The organism is Microbacterium sp. 2216-1, from assembly GCF_046507855.1.
In the GTDB taxonomy this organism is placed as follows: Bacteria; Actinomycetota; Actinomycetes; order Actinomycetales; family Microbacteriaceae; genus Microbacterium; species Microbacterium esteraromaticum_C.
Genome location: NZ_JBKFTM010000001.1, coordinates 1,032,437 through 1,049,261, shown reverse-complemented (window position 1 = coordinate 1,049,261; position 16,825 = coordinate 1,032,437). Strand labels below are relative to the sequence as shown.

Annotated in this window: 19 protein-coding genes, 1 tRNA gene and 1 other RNA gene; 6 read left to right on the top strand and 15 right to left on the bottom strand. The window is 67.3% G+C overall.

Annotated features, from left to right (window positions below; translation table 11 throughout):
• From ACLD0U_RS04815 to ACLD0U_RS04800, 4 genes are read right to left on the bottom strand one after another with little or no spacing between them, the layout of a single operon-like run.
• Complete coding sequence (locus ACLD0U_RS04815; protein WP_206550014.1) at positions 1 to 876, bottom strand: branched-chain amino acid ABC transporter permease; 876 nt, start codon at positions 874 to 876, stop codon at positions 1 to 3.
• Positions 873 to 1,616, bottom strand: a complete 744-nt coding sequence (locus tag ACLD0U_RS04810) for an ABC transporter ATP-binding protein (RefSeq protein ID WP_206550015.1) — start codon at positions 1,614 to 1,616, stop codon at positions 873 to 875. The genes ACLD0U_RS04815 and ACLD0U_RS04810 overlap by 4 nt, the downstream gene beginning before the upstream one ends.
• Positions 1,580 to 2,389, bottom strand: coding sequence for an ABC transporter ATP-binding protein (locus ACLD0U_RS04805; RefSeq protein ID WP_410339984.1), 810 nt, complete (start codon positions 2,387 to 2,389; stop codon positions 1,580 to 1,582). The genes ACLD0U_RS04810 and ACLD0U_RS04805 overlap by 37 nt, the downstream gene beginning before the upstream one ends.
• 31 nt (positions 2,390 to 2,420) lie before the next feature.
• Positions 2,421 to 3,608 carry a substrate-binding domain-containing protein gene (locus ACLD0U_RS04800; protein WP_179411071.1) on the bottom strand — a complete coding sequence of 396 codons (1,188 nt, stop codon included), beginning with the start codon at positions 3,606 to 3,608 and terminating at the stop codon, positions 2,421 to 2,423.
• Positions 3,609 to 3,788: 180 nt separating this feature from the next.
• On the opposite strand from ACLD0U_RS04800, the gene ACLD0U_RS04795 reads away from it, so the two are divergent.
• A complete protein-coding gene (locus ACLD0U_RS04795) occupies positions 3,789 to 4,271 on the top strand; it encodes a YbaK/EbsC family protein (protein ID WP_347401196.1) in 483 nt (160 codons plus the stop codon).
• 2 nt (positions 4,272 to 4,273) lie between these two features.
• Here the strand turns inward: ACLD0U_RS04795 and ACLD0U_RS04790 are convergent, their stop codons facing one another.
• Together ACLD0U_RS04790 and ACLD0U_RS04785 are read right to left on the bottom strand one after the other, a co-directional pair.
• Positions 4,274 to 4,759, bottom strand: a complete 486-nt coding sequence (locus ACLD0U_RS04790) for a hypothetical protein (protein WP_206550017.1) — start codon at positions 4,757 to 4,759, stop codon at positions 4,274 to 4,276.
• A gap of 118 nt (positions 4,760 to 4,877) precedes the next feature.
• Positions 4,878 to 4,953 (bottom strand) — tRNA-Lys (locus ACLD0U_RS04785).
• Positions 4,954 to 5,075: 122 nt separating this feature from the next.
• Here ACLD0U_RS04785 and ACLD0U_RS04780 point away from each other — a divergent pair.
• Both ACLD0U_RS04780 and ACLD0U_RS04775 read left to right on the top strand, forming a co-directional pair.
• The gene (locus ACLD0U_RS04780) at positions 5,076 to 5,885 is read left to right on the top strand and encodes an inositol monophosphatase family protein (RefSeq protein WP_410339983.1); all 810 of its coding nucleotides are present in this window, start codon (positions 5,076 to 5,078) and stop codon (positions 5,883 to 5,885) included.
• Between the two features lie 33 nt (positions 5,886 to 5,918).
• Positions 5,919 to 6,500 (top strand): hypothetical protein, encoded by a 582-nt coding sequence (locus tag ACLD0U_RS04775; protein ID WP_410339982.1) that lies wholly within the window; start codon positions 5,919 to 5,921, stop codon positions 6,498 to 6,500.
• Positions 6,501 to 6,542: 42 nt separating this feature from the next.
• Here ACLD0U_RS04775 and ACLD0U_RS04770 read toward each other — a convergent pair whose 3' ends face one another.
• Positions 6,543 to 6,905 (bottom strand): hypothetical protein, encoded by a 363-nt coding sequence (locus ACLD0U_RS04770; protein WP_410339981.1) that lies wholly within the window; start codon positions 6,903 to 6,905, stop codon positions 6,543 to 6,545.
• Positions 6,906 to 6,917: 12 nt separating this feature from the next.
• Between ACLD0U_RS04770 and ACLD0U_RS04765 the strand changes: the two genes are divergently transcribed.
• Complete coding sequence (locus tag ACLD0U_RS04765; protein ID WP_410339980.1) at positions 6,918 to 7,463, top strand: TetR/AcrR family transcriptional regulator; 546 nt, start codon at positions 6,918 to 6,920, stop codon at positions 7,461 to 7,463.
• An 85-nt stretch (positions 7,464 to 7,548) separates the two neighbouring features.
• On the opposite strand, the gene ssrA is transcribed toward ACLD0U_RS04765, so the two are convergent.
• Positions 7,549 to 7,918, bottom strand: a transfer-messenger RNA (tmRNA) gene (gene ssrA, locus ACLD0U_RS04760).
• A 156-nt stretch (positions 7,919 to 8,074) separates the two neighbouring features.
• Between ssrA and ACLD0U_RS04755 the strand changes: the two genes are divergently transcribed.
• Entirely contained in the window at positions 8,075 to 8,734 is a 660-nt protein-coding gene (locus tag ACLD0U_RS04755) for an SIMPL domain-containing protein (protein WP_410339979.1), read from the top strand.
• 16 nt (positions 8,735 to 8,750) lie between these two features.
• Here ACLD0U_RS04755 and hflX read toward each other — a convergent pair whose 3' ends face one another.
• On the bottom strand, positions 8,751 to 10,259 hold the full coding sequence (gene hflX, locus ACLD0U_RS04750) for a GTPase HflX (RefSeq protein ID WP_410339978.1): 1,509 nt from the start codon (positions 10,257 to 10,259) through the stop codon (positions 8,751 to 8,753).
• A gap of 71 nt (positions 10,260 to 10,330) precedes the next feature.
• On the opposite strand from hflX, the gene ACLD0U_RS04745 reads away from it, so the two are divergent.
• Positions 10,331 to 10,975, top strand: a complete 645-nt coding sequence (locus ACLD0U_RS04745; RefSeq protein WP_179411082.1) for a class I SAM-dependent methyltransferase — start codon at positions 10,331 to 10,333, stop codon at positions 10,973 to 10,975.
• Between the two features lie 29 nt (positions 10,976 to 11,004).
• On the opposite strand, the gene dapF is transcribed toward ACLD0U_RS04745, so the two are convergent.
• The 6 genes from dapF to recA all read right to left on the bottom strand — a co-directional run bounded on the left by dapF (position 11,005) and on the right by recA (position 16,823).
• Entirely contained in the window at positions 11,005 to 11,877 is an 873-nt protein-coding gene (gene dapF, locus ACLD0U_RS04740) for a diaminopimelate epimerase (RefSeq protein WP_410339977.1), read from the bottom strand.
• A gap of 9 nt (positions 11,878 to 11,886) precedes the next feature.
• Complete coding sequence (locus ACLD0U_RS04735) at positions 11,887 to 12,417, bottom strand: dihydrofolate reductase family protein (protein WP_206823647.1); 531 nt, start codon at positions 12,415 to 12,417, stop codon at positions 11,887 to 11,889.
• Between the two features lie 37 nt (positions 12,418 to 12,454).
• Positions 12,455 to 13,363: a tRNA (adenosine(37)-N6)-dimethylallyltransferase MiaA gene (gene miaA, locus ACLD0U_RS04730; protein ID WP_410340268.1), complete on the bottom strand. Its 909-nt coding sequence runs from the start codon at positions 13,361 to 13,363 to the stop codon at positions 12,455 to 12,457.
• A 5-nt stretch (positions 13,364 to 13,368) separates the two neighbouring features.
• Positions 13,369 to 14,919: a tRNA (N6-isopentenyl adenosine(37)-C2)-methylthiotransferase MiaB gene (gene miaB / locus ACLD0U_RS04725; RefSeq protein WP_410339976.1), complete on the bottom strand. Its 1,551-nt coding sequence runs from the start codon at positions 14,917 to 14,919 to the stop codon at positions 13,369 to 13,371.
• 66 nt (positions 14,920 to 14,985) lie between these two features.
• Positions 14,986 to 15,774 (bottom strand): regulatory protein RecX, encoded by a 789-nt coding sequence (locus tag ACLD0U_RS04720; protein ID WP_410339975.1) that lies wholly within the window; start codon positions 15,772 to 15,774, stop codon positions 14,986 to 14,988.
• Positions 15,775 to 15,779: 5 nt separating this feature from the next.
• Positions 15,780 to 16,823: a recombinase RecA gene (gene recA, locus ACLD0U_RS04715; protein ID WP_410339974.1), complete on the bottom strand. Its 1,044-nt coding sequence runs from the start codon at positions 16,821 to 16,823 to the stop codon at positions 15,780 to 15,782.
• Positions 16,824 to 16,825 lie beyond the last annotated feature (2 nt).

Genomic DNA, 16,825 nt, shown 5'->3' with positions numbered 1-16,825 from the left:
TCAGGCCTTCCTTCCCATGAGACCGGCCGGACGCACCAGCAGGACGACAGCCAGCAGGATCACGACGATGAAGTCACCGGTTCCGCCGAGGTATGTGTTGGCGACCTGCTGCATCACCGCGACCAGCACCGAGGCGATCGCCGCGCCGGTCAGCGACCCGAGTCCACCGACCACAGTGACGATGAATGCGAAGATCAGCAGCGTCGACCCCAGATGGGCCGAGACGTAGGTCAGGGCGTGCATGGCGAGCACACCACCGATGCCGGCGGCCGCACCGCCGATGGCGAAGACGAGCGTGAACGAGCGTCGCACGTCGATGCCGAGCGCGGTGACCATGGACCGGTTCTCGACACCGGCGCGGATGATCATGCCGTAGCGCGTCTTCTTGAGGAACAGCACGAGCCCGGCGAGCACGAGTGCCGCGGCGATGATGAGCACCCAGTACTTGTTCGGGATGCTGGCGCCGAGCACCGGGGTGGTCTCGCTCAGCCACGCCGGGCCGCGCACGTTGACCGGGTCAGTGCCCCAGATTCCCTCGAACAGGGCGATCGCTGCGAAGGACAGACCGACGGTGACCAGCACCTGTTCGATATGGCGCTCGTAGAGCGGCCTGATCAGCAAGAGCTCGGTGGCCGCCGCGAACGCCGCGCCGACCGCGCCGCCGACCAGAACCGACAGCACGAAGCCGCCCCAGCTGTCGACGCCGACGGCCTGCGCGACCGCCCAGCCGACGAAGGCGCTGAGAGTGAGGAACGCGCCGTGGGCGAAGTTCAGCACATGCATGAGGCCGTAGATCAGGCTCAGGCCGCTGGCGACGAGGAAGTACAGTGCGCCGAGTCCGAGCCCGATGACGAGGGTGAGTACCAGGGTGCTCATACGTGCTCCTCCGCACTGACGCCGAGCAGGCGTCTGGTCAGGTCGGCATCGTCGAGGATGTCGACGGCGCGTCCGGTGTGCACGACTCGTCCGTCGGCGATCACGATCGCCTGGTCGGCCAGGCGCCGCACGACATCGAGGTTCTGTTCCACGAGCAGCATCGGCACTGTCGTAGCGGCCTCGGCGAGAGCATCCGCCACCTCAGTGACGATCTTGGGCGCGAGGCCCTTGGTCGGTTCGTCCACGAGAAGCAGGCGGTTGTCGTTGAGCATGGCGCGAGCGACCGAGACCATCTGCTGCTGGCCGCCCGAGAGGGTTCCGGCGCGCTGGTCACGGCGGGCGACCAGGTCGGGGAACAGCTGATCCACGAACTCGCGTCGCGGATTGCGCTGCCGTTCGGCGAGGGCAAGGTTCTCGGCGACGGTGAGGCCGGCGAAGACCTCACGGTCCTCGGGCACGTACCCGACGCCGCGCTGGACGATGCGGTGCGTGCTGAGCGCATCGATGCGCTCGCCGTCGAGGATCACCTCGCCCTTGCGTGAGATGAGTCCGAGGATGCCGCGCAGGGTCGAGGTCTTTCCTGCACCGTTGCGACCGAGCACGGCTGTGATGCCGACGGCGGGCACATCGAAGGTGACGCTCTCGACGACCTGCTGTCCGGCGATGGATGCGCGCAGGTTCTTCACCTGCAGGATCGGGGCGCTCACTTCGACTCCCTTCGGTCGCTCAGCGCACCGCATGCGCCGGTCCCGAGATAGGCGCTCTGCACGGTGGGGTTCTCCATGATCTGCTGCGGGGTGTCGACAGCGATGATGCTGCCGAAGTACATCACCGCGACGAGGTCGACGAAGCCCATCAGGACTTCGATGTGGTGTTCGACCATCAGCACGGTGCATCCGGTCTCGGCCTGCAGTCCGCGGATGTTCTCGACGAGCCCGGCGACGTCGCCCGAGGCGACGCCTGCCATCGGCTCGTCGAGAAGGACGAGCCGTGAACGAGTGGCCAGCAGCACGGCGATCTCGAGCTTGCGCTTGTCACCGTGGCTGATGTCGCCGGCTCTGGCATCCAGACGATGTCCGAGGCCGACGGAGCGCAGCAGTTCCTCGGCGCGGATGCTGATCGCGTCAGATCGCTTCGGGAAGTGCAGCAGCGAGTAGCTGCCGCCTTCGGCCGCCTGCACCGCGATGCGCACGTTCTCGTGGACGGTGAGCTGCGGGAACAGGCTGGATGTCTGGAAGGTGCGTCCCAGCCCCGCCCTGGCGCGCTGGGGCACGCTGGTGCGGGTGATGTCGGTGCCGTCCATCAGGATGCGGCCGGCGGTGGGCCTGATCACACCCGAGATGGCGTTGAACAGCGTGGTCTTGCCGGCGCCGTTCGGCCCGATCACTCCGACCAGCGAGCCGGGCTCGACAGCGAGGTCGACGTCCTTGAGGATCGTCGCTCCTCCGATGTCGAGGCCGAGTCCTTCGACGCGGAGCGATGCGCCTGCGGTGGGCGGGGCTGGGATGTTCACTTCTTCGACCTCCTGGTCATGATGCCCGGGGTCACGGTGCGACGTCGGCGGCCGGAACCGTCGCGACCAGCTCAGGGGTGAACGTGTCACCGTCGGCGATGAGCTTGGCCTGGTACATGTCCTGCAGGAGCGCGTGGTCATCGGCGCGCACGGTGTTCGTGCCCTTGGGGCCCTCGAACTCGAAGCCCTCCAGTGCCGCGATCATCGCGTCGACGTCACCCTTGCCCTCCTTGACCGCCTGGACGAGCATGATCGCAGCGTTGAAGCCGTCGGGGCTGAACAGATCAGCCTCGGCACCAGCGGCCTCGAGTCCCTCGAGCATCGCCGTGTTCACCGCGTTGTCGGGCGCGGCGCCGAAGTAGTGGTTCAGGAAGTTGATCTGCTCGGAGGCGACGCCGTAGGCGCCGAACGTGGCACGGTCGCCGAGGCCGGTGACGACGGGAATCTCGTCGAGAACGGCCTGCTGGCTCATGGCCTGCCACATCGCACCCGAGGTGGCACCGGCCCAGGCGACGAAGACCAGGTCGGGCTCGGCGGTCAGCACCTGCTGGGCGAACGGGGTGAACTCGGTGACGTCTTCGGCCACGAGCAGCGGCTCGACCGTTGCACCCTTGCCGCCGAGGATCGCCTCGACGGCCGCGACGTTGCCCTGGCCGAACGCGTTGTTCTGACCGAACACGACGATCTTCTTGCCCTCGATGTCATCGAGGAACATTCCGGCCGTGGCGACGTCCTGCGCCGACTGGCGTCCGGAACGGAACGTGTAGTCGTTGATGCCCGTGACGGCGTCGGCCGCCGCGGGACCCGAGATGAAGAGCACCTTGTTCTGCTCCGCCTGCTCGGCCATCGCGAGTGCGACACCGGACGAGGCGCTGCCCATCAGGATGTTCACGCCGTCGCCGATCAGCTCTTTGGCGGCGGTCACCGCGGTGTCGGCGTCGCCGGCGTCGTCGCGGTTCTCGATGACGATCTTGATGCCGTCGACTTCACCGGTGCCGTCGGTTGCGTAGTCGAGCCCAACCGCGAACGCGTCGAGGTACTGCTTGCCGTAGCCGCCCAGCGGCCCGGTCTCGCTGGTGATCATGCCAACGCGCACCTCCGCGGGCGCGCTGTCGCCGGAGTCAGCCCCACTGACATCCGACTGCGGCGCACAGGCCGACATGACAAGGGCGGCGGTTGCGAGAACCGACCCCAGGAGCAACTTCTTCGTAACCCGCATCTGGATGCCTTTCATCGATGGAAGGTCGGGAACATGAAACCCGATTCAGGTATTGGAATGCTAAGCCCGCCGCCCCACGACGTCAAGTGGGCGACGGAGAGGCACGCGGCGCCGGAACCGCGCCGGTTATCCTCGTGATGGCTGCGACCCGCAGCATCCGAGCGAAGGAGCCCGACCCCCGTGACCGCCGCAGACTCCCTTCCGGCCCGCAGCCGCATCGTGCACGACCAGCTCGCCGACGCAGGAATCGAGGGACGCATCGTCATCCTTCCCGACTCCGCCCGCACGGCCGCGCTCGCCGCAGCGGCCATCGGATGCCCGGTAGGAGCCATCGCGAACAGCCTCGTCCTCGTCGCCGACGGGGACCCCCTCCTGGTGATGACGAGCGGCGCCCATCGCGTCGACTTCGGCGTACTGGCGGCGAGCATCGGCGCGGCCGAGGTCGCCATGGCACCCGCCGCGGTCGTGCGCTCCGCAACCGGGCAGGCGATCGGCGGCGTCGCGCCGATCGGGCATCCGACGCGGTTGCGCACCTACATCGATGAGGATCTGCGCGACTTCGCTGAGGTGTGGACCGCGGGCGGCACCCCCGACACGGTCATGCCGCTGAGTTTCGCTCAGCTGCAGCACCTGACCGCGGGCCGCGTCATCCGCGTCGCGTAGCGCTATTCGACCATCAGATCGTCGATCTCGAGATCCTCGTCGAGCAGGCAGTAGATCACGAGGTCGGGAAACTCGCTCGCTGCGACGTAGAGCAGTGTGAGCCCTCCGTCTCCGAACACGATCACGCCGTCGAGCACCAGGTCTTCCCTGATCGCCTGAAGCAGCTCGTCGTAGTCCAGATCCTCGTCATCCTCCTGCGCCGCATCCGCGAGCTCTTCTGCGACGTCGATCTCGCGGCCATCGAGGATCTCCTCGGTCAAGCGCGCCAGAGCGTGCTGAACCGTGTCCTGCATCGCATCCAGGTCGGGAAGGTCCTCGGGCTCGACGCCCTCGTCGTCGTCGTCGACCTCATCGACGTCGCCATCGTCGGGTCGCTCCAGCTCTTCATCGAACTCGTACTCGACAGTCACGCGGCGCTCGCCGGGCAACACCGCGGTGGCCGTCAATGCGCCGTCCTCGTCGGTGTCGACATCGTCCAGGTCGATCATGAGAACCTCCCTGTCGACATGCTCCCACCACGAGCCGCGGGATGGAAGGGCACCGACCGTGACCGAATCGTGAACATGAGAAAGCCCCGGAATCCGAGAGGGATTCCGGGGCTTCATCTGGTGCGCCCCCAGGGACTTGAACCCTGAACCCATTGATTAAGAGTCAATTGCTCTGCCGATTGAGCTAGAGGCGCATTTTTCGGTGAACCCGAACGAGGAATTACATTACCAGCGGCTGGGGGTCGCACCAAATCCAGGTCATCCCGGGCGCGTTGCAGCGCCCGTCACGGCCGGCCACCCCGTCTATCCTGGACAGGTGACCGTCTCCCCCACAGCCACGGACCACGCCGACGACCTCGCCCTCGCCCTGCGCCTGGCCGACGCGGCAGACGCGCAGTCCCTCCCCCGTTTCGACGCCGCCGACCTGCAGGTGTCGCTCAAGGCCGACCGCTCGCACGTCACCGATGCCGACCTCGCAACGGAGCGCGCGATCCGCACGCTGCTGGCCGAGGAACGCCCCCGCGATGGAATCTTCGGCGAGGAGTTCGGCGCCGAGGGCGACACGCATCGTCAGTGGATCATCGATCCGATCGACGGCACGGCGAACTTCCTGCGCGGCGTCCCGCTGTGGGGCACCATGATCGCGCTGGCCATCGACGGCATCCCCCAGGTCTCGGTGGTCAGCATGCCGGCACTCGGTCGCCGCTGGTGGGCCGCCACCTCGCACGGCGCCTGGACCGCGACCCCGCAGGGCCATCGACGTCTTCAGGTATCCACGGTCGACGCGCTCGAAGACGCGAGCGTCAGCTTTCAGAGCATCGGCCAGTGGGCGGATGCCGGGAGGCTCCCCGAGCTGATGGCCGTGGCCGATGCCGTGTGGCGCGATCGCGCCTACGGCGACGTCTACAGCTACATGCTGCTCGCTGAAGGCCGCATCGACATGGTCGCCGAGTTCGACGTCAAAGAGTACGACATCGCCGCGGCCGTGCCGATCGTACGAGAAGCCGGCGGCCGGATGACGGCATTCGACGGCACCGAGACCCTGTCGGCCCTGTCGACGCTCGCCACAAACGGCGCTCTGCACGACCCGTTCCTGTCCCTGTTCCGCGCCGCCCGCCGCCCCTGAGCGACGCGCGCACCCCTCCTCCCCAAGAGTCCTATGCGTATCCGTCTTCCCCTCGCCGCCGGCGCCCTGCTGGCATCACTGTCCCTCGCCTCGTGCGCCGCCGACGCGTCGCCGCAGAGCGCACCCACGTCCCCTGCTGCCCCCCAGACGACCGAGCCCGCCCCTGCTGCCACCGCGACGTCTGCACCCCCTGAAGAGTCGACGCCCGAGCCGGTCGCCGACCCGACGTGCGAAACGATCATCTCGTCGGGCACGGCCGAGGCTCTGACCGAGCAGGGCTGGACGTCCGAGCAGGAGGAGTTCCGCATCGGCGAGACCCTCGTCGAGGAGGGACTGCTGTGCATGTGGGCCGACTTCAGCACGGCATCCGACCATGGTCAGATGTACGCCTGGGGGCCGATCAGCGCACCGTCTGCGGAGACCGCTATGGCGGGTCTGCAACGCGACGGCTGGCTGCGTTCATCCGCAGGCGGGCGGCAGTACTTCACGGAGGATCCGGCCTACGCGCTGGCAACCGACTCCGACGGGTTCGGAATGACCTACGAGTTCGGCGACGGCTGGGTGAAGTTCGCCGACACCAAGCAGAGCCTGCTGCTCATCGATTGGGAGGGCTGAGGCAGGCCGAAGTGGCGCCGCCTGACGGCGGCGCCACGAGGCTCACTGCTGGTTCTGGTTCCAGTTGTCGGCGCGCTTGGTCGCCGACCCGCGCTGACGCATGACGTACGCCATGGCAAGGCTCACCAGAAGGATGCCCGCCGTGAAGGCGTATGCCTGACCGGTCGGGAGTTCGTGCGAGATCCCGAAGAGGACGAACCCTCCGAGGAACAGAACCAGGAACACGATGAAGTCGACCACGTCGAAGCCCTCCAGATCGTCGGATAACCTCTCCAGCTTAGTCTGCGCACCACCTGCCGGATGCCGCTCCACCGCACCCGACCGCAGTATCTTTGACGATATGCCGAAGAGGATGCCATGGGTGTGACCGGTGCGCGCCCCGCCCGTCGCGGGCGCCCGGGCCATGATCGTGCCGACGTGATCCGCGCCGGTGTGGAACTGTTCAACGAGCAAGGGTACGACGCGACCTCGGTCGCCGATCTGACCGGCCGGCTCGGGGTCACCAAGTCGGCGCTGTACCACCACGTCGATTCGAAGGCGCAGATCCTGCAGATCGCCCTCGATGAAGCACTCGGTGGGCTCGAGGAGGCGTTGGCGACCGCGTTGGACCAGCCCACGGCCGAGGATCGCCTGACCGCGATCATCGGCGGCGCCGTTCGCGTGCTGACCGCCCGTCAACCGCAGGTCACGCTGCTGTTGCGTCTGCGCGGCAACAGTGAGATCGAGATGAACGCCCTGGCTCGCCGACGACGCTTCGATCACACCGTGACCGAACTCGTCCGCGAGGCGCAGGCCGAAGGGCTCGTGCGCAAGGATCTGGACGCCGGCGTCGCCACCAGGCTCATCTTCGGGATGATCAACTCGGTCGTCGAGTGGTACCGACCCGACGGCGCGGTGGATCCAGACCTGCTCGCCCGTGAAGTGATCGCCGTCACGCTGGACGGGATCCGCCCGCGGACGTGAGACCCCTGCGAATGGCTGCGCAGACGAAAAAGCCCCGCGCCGCCGAAGGATCTCGGTGACGCGGGGCTTCCACAGTGACAGCGGTTGGTGGAGCTGGGGGGAATCGAACCCCCGTCCGACGCTGAAAATCCACGTCTTCTCCGGGCGCAGTCTGTAAGAGCGTTCTGCTCGGCTCCGACCTTTGTCACAGACACCTAAGTCGACGAGCCCAGCCTGGGAAGAGTCCCACGTGACGTCCAGACGCCATCACGCAGCAAGATCCCTAGATGACGCCAGGGTCCGTATCGGGATCACATACGGTCTGACGGACTATCGGGCTCGCTTAGGCAGCGAGGGCGAAGTCGTTGCGCTTGGATTCGGCAACTATGGTTTTGCAGGGAGCGTTCACGAGATAACCCTGCATCCTCGGCCCGCTTCTCGTCGATGTACAGGCGCCGTCGAAACCGATCAGCCCCGTGAACCTTCTCGCGAAGGAGCCGCTGTCACACTGTGGAGTTACCAACCGGGTACCGAAGCACCCGAGCATCAAAGAGTACAACGAATCCGACCCAGCCGCCATTCCTGCAGTTGCGTTCCCTCTTTGCACACCCGCGTGTCGTACAGTCACTGGCATGGCTGAAGTCACCATCACGGTCCGCGGCGAACACGAACTGCGCGTCGCGCCCGAGCGCGCGACGCTGCACCTCACCGTCTCCTGCGACGGCCCCGATCGCGCAACGGTCGTCGAGCACGCTCTGGCCCAGGCCACCCCTGTGCGCGACGGCATCACGACGCGCGAGCAGTCCGGCAGCATCACGGCCTGGACCAGCCAGCGGCTGAACGTCTATGCCGAACGCCCCTGGAACAGCGAAGGTAAGCGGCTCGCTCCGGTGTACCGCGCGAGCATCGACTTCACCGCCACCTTCTCGGACTTCCCGGAGCTGTCGGTCTGGGTCACCGAGCTATCGGTCACCGACGGCGTGGCGGTGGGCGACGTCGACTGGCATCTCACCCCCGAGACCGAACGCGAGGTCGAGCGCGAGGTCGCCACCCAGGCCGTCGCCGTCGCCGTCTCGCGCGCCCGCGCCTACGCCGAGGCCCTTGGTTTGCACGAGGTGACACCGGTCGAGATCGCCGACCGCGGCCTGATCTCGGCCGGTACTCCGCCGATGCCCATGGCCACGGCCCTGCGTGGCGGCGCCATGGCCATGGAGGCCGCCCCCGGCATGGAGTTCCAGGGTGAGGAGATCACCGTCGCCGCCGAGGTGGAGGGGCGCTTCACCGCGTCCTGAGGCGCACCGGAGCGGCTCAGGACATCGCGAACGGAGCCAATTCCGCAGCCAGCCGCTCGGATACGTGCGCATGCACCTCGGTACCCGTCTCGCGGTGCTCGGCCGAGATCAAGACACCGGTCTCGTGCACGGCTGCGACCAGGTCGCCGCGGTCGTACGGCACGAGGGCCTGAACCTCGACGGCCGGCATCGGCAGCATCCGCTCGATCGTCGCGCGCAGCTCATCGATGCCCTCGCCGGAGCGAGAGGAGACGAAGTGCGCGTCGGGCGCCAGCCCGCGCAGCACGAGCCGCTCGTCCTCACGGATCAGATCGGCCTTGTTGAAGACCACGATCTCGGGGATCTCACGACCACCGACGTCGCCGATCACATCCCGCACCGTCTGCAACTGAGCGGACGGGTCGGGGTGCGACCCGTCGACGACGTGCACCAACAGGTCGGCCTGCCCGACCTCCTCCAGGGTGGAACGGAACGCCTCGACCAGCTGATGCGGCAGGTTGCGCACGAACCCGACCGTGTCGGTGAGCGTATAGACACGCCCGTCGGCGGTCTCGGAACGGCGCACTGTGGCATCCAACGTCGCGAACAACGCGTTCTCGACGAGCACGCCGGCGCTGGTGAGAGCGTTGAGCAGGCTCGATTTGCCGGCGTTGGTGTAGCCGGCGATCGCCACAGACGGAATGGTGTTGCGCTTGCGTTCTGCCCGCTTCGCATCACGCGCCGGGGCGAAATCGCGGATCTGCTTGCGCAACTGCGCCATGCGGGTGCGGATGCGGCGGCGATCCAGCTCGATCTTCGTCTCACCAGGACCGCGCGAGCCCATACCCGCACCGCCGGCACCGACCTGGCCACCAGCCTGGCGGCTCATGGACTCACCCCAACCGCGCAGGCGCGGAAGCAGGTACTCAAGCTGGGCGAGTTCGACCTGGGCCTTGCCCTCGCGGCTCTTCGCATGCTGGCTGAAGATGTCGAGGATCACCGTCGTGCGGTCGATCACCTTGACCTTCACCACGTCTTCCAGAGCACGCCTCTGGCTGGAGGCCAACTCGGTGTCGGCGATCACGGTGTCGGCACCGACGGCAGCGACGATGTCTTTGAGTTCCTGCGCCTTGCCGCGGCCGAGGTAGGTGGCCGGATCGGGGTGCGGCCGTCGTTGCAGAAGCCCGTCGAGCACCACCGCACCGGCGGTCTCGGCCAGAGCGGCCAGCTCGCGCAGCGAGTTCTCGGCGTCATCGTGCGCGCCCTGCGGATACACGCCGATCAGCACGACGTTCTCCAGCCGCAGCGCGCGGTACTCGACCTCGGTGACATCCTCGAGCTCGGTGGACAGACCCACGACGCGCCGTAGCGCGTGCCGGTCATCCAGATCCCACTGCGCACCGTCCGCGTCGGTGTGCGCGGCGGTCGCGGTGTCCTGCAGCGCCTGCGCGGAGCCGAACACTCTCGGCTGCACACGCGGCTCTGCGTGCGACAGCACGCGATCCAGTGCGTCGTGTGCGGTGTTCTCGTCGTTGGTGTTCGTCATTCGGTACTGAACTCTGCCCTCTCTGAAACGGCGCCTTAACCTTAGCCCGCCCTATCCGGTACGCTCACTGAATGGCGTCCGACCACTACTTCACTGCGGCCCCGGCGAGCCCCGAGAACCTGCGGACGATCCGGGTGAACCTCGCCGGTCGCGATCTCGAACTCACCACTGCCGGCGGTGTGTTCAGCCCCGACCGTTTGGACGTCGGCACCTCGGTGCTTTTCGCCAACATGCCGCCGCTTCCGCCCGGCGGCGACTTCCTGGACCTCGGCTGCGGATGGGGGCCGATCAGCCTCACCATGGCGCTCTCCGCACCGCATGCCACGATCTGGGCAGTCGACGTCAACGAGCGCGCTCTTGACCTCACCCGCCGCAATGCGGCCAAGCTCGGGCTCACAAATGTCAACGCGGTGCTGCCCGAAGATGTTCCCGACGACGTGCGTTTCCGTACGATCCGGTCGAACCCACCGATCCGCATCGGCAAAGAGGCGCTGCACGGCATGCTCGAACGGTGGATACCCCGCCTCGACGAGCGCAGCGACGCCTGGATGGTCGTGCAGCGCAACCTGGGGTCGGACTCTCTGCAGCGTTGGATGGCAACCACGTTCGGTGCGGGCTACAGCGTGCAGCGGGCCGCGACGGGCAAGGGCTTCCGTGTGTTGAAGGTGCGCCGACACGGCACCCCGCCCACCGAGCCGATCGACGTGCCCGCGTAGCGCAACCGCGCCGCGCACATCCTGGGCACTCAGGCCAGGTCGATCTCACCTCGGTAGACCAGCTGTGCCGGACCGGACAGCCCTACGTGCTCGCCGTCCTCGGCGGCGAACATGCGAACGCCGAGCACACCACCGGGCACTTCGACCCACCACTGGTCGGGCGCGCGCGTGCCTGCCCAGTGCCGCACCGCCAGAGCCGTGGCTGCAGCGCCCGTGCCGCAGCTGAGCGTCTCGCCCACGCCCCGTTCGTGCACGCGCATCCGCACATGTCCGATGCCGTCGCGCACGAGCGGTTCTCCGGGCACGACGAATTCGACGTTCGCCCCGCCGACCGGAGCCGGCTCCAGCAGCGGCGACGGGTTCAGGTCGAGGCCATCCAGCTCCTCGTCGGATGCCAACGCCACGACCACGTGGGGGTTACCCAGGTCGAGACCGAGCCCCGGACGCGCGATCGAGAGACCGGCCGCGCGTGCGAGCGGTTCACCGCCGGCGAGATGCCAGCGCCCCAAGTCGACCTGGTAGCCGGTCTCGCTACGCATCACATCGCGGACACCGGCGCGAGTGCCGATGGGCACCGTCGACCCCGGTTCGAGAGTCGCAAGGCCGGCCCGCAAGAGGTAGTGCACGAAGACGCGGATGCCGTTGCCGCACATCTGCGCCGGGGAACCATCGGCGTTGCGGTAGTCCATGAACCACTCGGCGTCGGGCTCCTCAGCCAGCGAAGCAGCGCCCTCATCGATCGCGGCGGAACGCACCACTCGGAGCACACCATCTGCACCAATGCCGAAATTGCGGTCGCACAGCGCCTGCACTTGGGTCGCCGTGAGGTCGTTCTCGCCGTTGACGTCCTCGATGATCACGAAGTCGTTGCCGGTGCCGTGTCCCTTGGTGAATGCGACCATGGTCCCAGTCTATTCAGCGCGCCGCACACGATGACGCGCGCACACGAACGAACGGTTACGGGCGACGTCGATCAGTTCGAGGTCGAGCGCCCGCGGCAGCACGGGTGCTCCGGCGCCGAGCGTCACCGGCGCGTACTGAATCCATACTTCGTCGAGCAGGCCCGCGTCGGCGAACTGACCCGCCAGATCTCCCCCACCGACGATCCACACGTCCCGGCCACCTGCCGCCTCGACCATCTGTGCATGCACGTCGCGGACGTCCGCTCGGGTGAGACGCACGTCGGCACCCTCCGGCACATCAAGCTCACGCGTAGTGAACACCCAGGCCGGCTGCTCATACCCCCACCGTCCCTCATCGTTATCCATCACCCACTCGAACGTGTGCGCGCCCATCGCCAACGCACCGATCGAGGCGATGAACTCTCCGTACGCCATCGGCCCGTCCTCGTCGATCTCCTGCGCGAAGAGCCAGTCGAGCGAGTGGTCTTCGGTGGCGATGAAACCGTCGAGGCTGGAGGCAGTGTAGAAGTGCGTGGTCATGTAGCCATCATCACGCCGACCACCGACATGGCGGCGCTCAGCGCAGAACAGCCCCGCCGGAGGTGCCTGATTCGAGCCACTCGATGTCCGGATAGCGCTTGAACCATGACACCTGGCGCCGCGCGTAACGTCGCGTGAGCGCCTGAGTCTCGGCGATGGCATCCGCCTCGCTCTTCTCTCCGCGCACCTGCGCGAGCGCCTGGGCGTACCCGATGGCCCGCGCAGCCGTGGCGCCGCGCTCGAGGCCTCTCTCACGCAGCGCTTCGACCTCCTGCAGCATGCCGTCCCGCCACATCCGCTCCACGCGACGGTCAAGGCGCTCCACGAGCACCTCGCGCGGCGCATGCAATCCGATGATGCGGGTGTGCGGATGCCACATCTCGGGGCGTTCGGGAAGAGCCGCACCGTGAGTCTGCTCGCCCTGTTCAAGCACTTCCAGGGCGCGCACGATGCGCCGCGGATTCTTCGGATCGATCCGCGCGGCGGCGGCCGGATCCCGCTGAGTCAGACGCTCCAGGAGCACTCCGGGGCCGCGTTCGGCGAGTTCGGACTCCAGGCGCGCGCGCACGGCGGGGTCGCGGGGCGGGAACCGGAAGTCGAAGATCACGCTGGAGACGTACAGTCCAGACCCGCCGACGAGAATCGCATCGCCACCGCGGGAGTGGATATCAGCGACCGCCGCGCGCGCCAACGGCTGATACCAGGCGACGGCCGCCTCCTCGGTGACGTCGCGGACGTCGAACAGGTGATGCGGGATCCCCCGCCGCTCGGCCGGCGGCAGCTTCGCCGTGCCGATGTCCATGCCGCGATACAGCTGCATCGCGTCGACGTTCACGATCTCGGCAGGGTTGCCCTGCTGCCGCAGGGCCTCGGCGAGCTCAAGCGCGAACTCGCTCTTGCCGGTGCCGGTCGCGCCGACAACGGCCCACACCCGCGGGGATCGGATGCCCGTCACCCGTCGACGCGGAGCGTCGGCAGCCCCAGCGAGACGGCGCGCGGTGCACCTGACTGTCCGGACGGCGCCGGCACACCGCAGGTCTCGGCCTGGGCGCGGTCCCATGCGTCGCCGCCGCGCGTGCGACGGATGCGCAACGGCGCACCGGTCGGATCGTCCGCGAGCAGATGGAAGGGAGCACCGTGGGTGATCGTCACGGTCACCATGTCTCCGGGGCGTGGCAGCTCCGAACCGGGTGTCACCTCGAAGTGCACCAGGCGGTTGTCTTCCGCACGTCCCGTGAGGCGGTGGGTCTCGGCGTCCTTCTTGCCCTCGCCCACCGAGACCAGTACCTCGATCTCGCGACCGACCTGCTTCTCGTTCTCTTCGAGCGAGATGCGCTCCTGCAGCGCGATCAGCCGCTCGTAGCGCTCCTGCACGACGGCCTTGGGGACCTGGTTCTCCATCGTCGCGGCCGGCGTGCCCTCACGGATGGAGTACTGGAACGTGAACGCGCTCGAGAAGCGGGACTGCTCGACGACGCGCATGGTGTCTTCGAAGTCCTCGTCGGTCTCACCCGGGAAGCCCACGATGATGTCGGTGGTGATGGCTGCATGCGGGATCCGCTCGCGCACCCGATCGAGAATGCCGAGGTACTTCGAGCTGCGGTACGAGCGTCGCATGGACCGCAGGATGCTGTCACTTCCCGACTGCAACGGCATGTGCAATTGCGGCATCACGTTGGGCGTTTCGGCCATTGCGTCGATCACATCGTCGGTGAATGCGGCCGGGTGCGGGCTGGTGAAGCGGATGCGCTCCAGTCCTTCGATCTCGCCCGCGGCGCGCAGCAGCTTGCTGAACGCCTGTCGGTCGCCGAACTCCACACCGTACGAGTTCACGTTCTGCCCCAGCAGCGTGACCTCGATCGCGCCGTCCTCGACGAGCAGACGGATCTCGTTCAGGATGTCACCCGGTCGGCGGTCCTTCTCCTTGCCACGGAGGCTCGGGACGATGCAGAACGTGCAGGTGTTGTTGCAGCCGACCGAGATCGACACCCAGCCGCTGTGCGCCGAGTCGCGCTTGGTGGGCAGCGTCGAGGGGAAGATCTCGAGCGACTCGAGGATCTCGAGCTCGGCCTCGCCGTTGTGACGCGCGCGCTCGAGCAGACCGGGCAGCGATCCCATGTTGTGCGTGCCGAAGACCACGTCGACCCACGGCGCCTTGTCGAGGACGGCCTGCTGGTCCATCTGAGCGAGGCAGCCGCCGACGGCGATCTGCATGCCCTCATGCTTGTCCTTGCGGGACTTCAAGTGACCAAGCGTGCCGTAGAGCTTGCCCGCTGCGTTGTCGCGCACCGCGCAGGTGTTGATGATGACGACGTCGGCGTCCTCACCGGCATCCGAGCGAACATACCCCGCACTCTCCAGGGAACCCGAGAGTCGTTCGGAGTCGTGCACGTTCATCTGGCAACCGAAAGTACGCACCTCGTACGAGCGCCGGCGGCCGTCGGCGCCGACCGCCGCCGCCGAGGGCGCGATGATGGTCGGTTCACTGCGCGGAGTAGTCATGGTGACAGCTATTCTACGAGGCCTCGCGCCTATTGGGATCGGGGCCCGCCGTCTGCCGGCGCGCGCTCACTCCGAGTCCACGAAGCGCACACCCGAGCGGGCACCGCTCGCACCCCTGCCCGCTTCACGGAGCGCAGTACGAGCAGCGTTCATCGCCACCGATCCCCCGTACCCACGACGCGCGAGTTGGCCCAGCAGTCGGCGCAGGGCGGTGTCGGGCTCGAGCCGCGTCATGCCCGGTGCCTTGCTGCGTGCGAACTCCAGAGCCCGTTCGGCATCGTCATCAGGCAACTCCGACAGAGCCTCCTCGGCGATGTCGCGGGGAATCCCCCGCTGCGACAGCACCCGCGCGAGCGCGACCCGTCCCTGCCCTTTACGCTCTGCACCCGAGGTGACCAGTAGCTCGGCGAGTGTTCGATCGTCGATGTATCCGCGATCGCTGAACTCGTCGATGATCTCGTCGATGGTCTCCCGGTCGAGATCGTGCTCGCGCAGAACCGCCCGGGACTCGGCGACCGAGAGCGCCTTGGAGCGCAGCTTGCGTACAAGCGCCTCTTCGGCTCTCTCGCGCAGCTTCACGGACTCATCGTCCATGCTTTCCCGAGCGTCGTCCCGCGCGTCCCGCGCGTGCGCCGCGTTCAGAGCACGCAGCGCGACGGTGCGTTCCGCGTGGTCGAGTGCAGCGGCGGCGCGCGCCGCCGGAGACGTCTCGTCCAGCTGAGGGGCTGCAGGCTCTCGCGCGGGGCGTCCACGCTCGGCCCCGGCGGTGGGCCTGCCGACATCGACAGACCCACCGAAGATCGGGATGACCGGGGCCAGGTGTTCGCGGCCGTCGTCCTGACCAGTGCCGTTCATGATGATTAGGCCGGGCGACGCTCGGCGAGCTCATCGGCGGGCGCTTCAGCCTTGCCTCCGATACCGAGCTTCTGCTTGATCTGCTCTTCGATCGCCAGGGCGATGTCGTCGTTGTTGCGCAAGAAGTTCCGGGCGTTCTCCTTGCCCTGTCCGAGCTGATCCCCGTCGTAGGTGTACCACGATCCGGACTTCTTCACGATACCGTGCTCGACGCCGAAATCGATCAGGCTGCCTTCGCGCGAGATGCCGACGCCGTAGAGGATGTCGAACTCGGCCTGCTTGAACGGCGGCGCCATCTTGTTCTTGACGACCTTCACCCTGGTGCGGTTTCCGACCGCCTCGGTGCCATCCTTCAGTGTCTCGATGCGGCGAATGTCGAGGCGTACCGACGCGTAGAACTTCAGCGCCTTTCCACCCGCGGTGGTCTCGGGAGAGCCGAAGAACACACCGATCTTCTCGCGCAGCTGGTTGATGAAGATCGCGGTGGTCTTCGTCTGGTTCAGCCCACCAGTGAGCTTTCGCAGCGCCTGCGACATCAGTCGAGCCTGCAGACCGACGTGCGAATCACCCATGTCGCCCTTGATCTCAGCCTCGGGCACCAGCGCGGCGACGGAGTCGATCACGACCAGGTCGATGGCTCCGGAGCGGATCAGCATGTCGGCGATCTCGAGCGCTTGCTCACCCGTGTCGGGCTGCGAGACCAGCAGCTGATCGATGTCGACGCCGAGCTTGCGTGCGTACTCGGGGTCGAGCGCGTGCTCAGCGTCAATGAAGGCGGCGATACCACCGGCGCGCTGCGCGTTGGCGATCGCGTGCAGGGTCAACGTGGTCTTACCGGACGATTCCGGACCGTAGATCTCGATGATGCGCCCGCGGGGCAGCCCTCCGATTCCGAGGGCGCTGTCCAGCGCGATGGATCCGGTCGGGATGATCTCGACGGGTGCGCGCTCTTCGCTGCCCAGTCGCATGATCGATCCCTTGCCGAACTGGCGCTCGATGTGCGCGAGAGCGGAATCCAGGGCCTTCTCGCGGTCGTCGGTGGATGGCATGA

Coding starts and splice junctions, on each gene's coding strand:
- ACLD0U_RS04790 (WP_206550017.1), bottom strand. CDS start 4,759: ATGATCGACCTGGACGATGTCGACACCGACGAGGACGGCGCATTGACG.
- ACLD0U_RS04770 (WP_410339981.1), bottom strand. CDS start 6,905: ATGGCCCGGGCGCCCGCGACGGGCGGGGCGCGCACCGGTCACACCCAT.
- hflX (WP_410339978.1), bottom strand. CDS start 10,259: ATGACGAACACCAACGACGAGAACACCGCACACGACGCACTGGATCGC.
- ACLD0U_RS04800 (WP_179411071.1), bottom strand. CDS start 3,608: ATGCGGGTTACGAAGAAGTTGCTCCTGGGGTCGGTTCTCGCAACCGCC.
- ACLD0U_RS04810 (WP_206550015.1), bottom strand. CDS start 1,616: ATGCGGTGCGCTGAGCGACCGAAGGGAGTCGAAGTGAGCGCCCCGATC.
- recA (WP_410339974.1), bottom strand. CDS start 16,823: ATGCCATCCACCGACGACCGCGAGAAGGCCCTGGATTCCGCTCTCGCG.
- ACLD0U_RS04775 (WP_410339982.1), top strand. CDS start 5,919: ATGCGTATCCGTCTTCCCCTCGCCGCCGGCGCCCTGCTGGCATCACTG.
- ACLD0U_RS04735 (WP_206823647.1), bottom strand. CDS start 12,417: ATGACCACGCACTTCTACACTGCCTCCAGCCTCGACGGTTTCATCGCC.
- dapF (WP_410339977.1), bottom strand. CDS start 11,877: ATGGTCGCATTCACCAAGGGACACGGCACCGGCAACGACTTCGTGATC.
- ACLD0U_RS04755 (WP_410339979.1), top strand. CDS start 8,075: ATGGCTGAAGTCACCATCACGGTCCGCGGCGAACACGAACTGCGCGTC.
- miaB (WP_410339976.1), bottom strand. CDS start 14,919: ATGACTACTCCGCGCAGTGAACCGACCATCATCGCGCCCTCGGCGGCG.
- ACLD0U_RS04745 (WP_179411082.1), top strand. CDS start 10,331: ATGGCGTCCGACCACTACTTCACTGCGGCCCCGGCGAGCCCCGAGAAC.
- ACLD0U_RS04720 (WP_410339975.1), bottom strand. CDS start 15,774: ATGAACGGCACTGGTCAGGACGACGGCCGCGAACACCTGGCCCCGGTC.
- ACLD0U_RS04815 (WP_206550014.1), bottom strand. CDS start 876: ATGAGCACCCTGGTACTCACCCTCGTCATCGGGCTCGGACTCGGCGCA.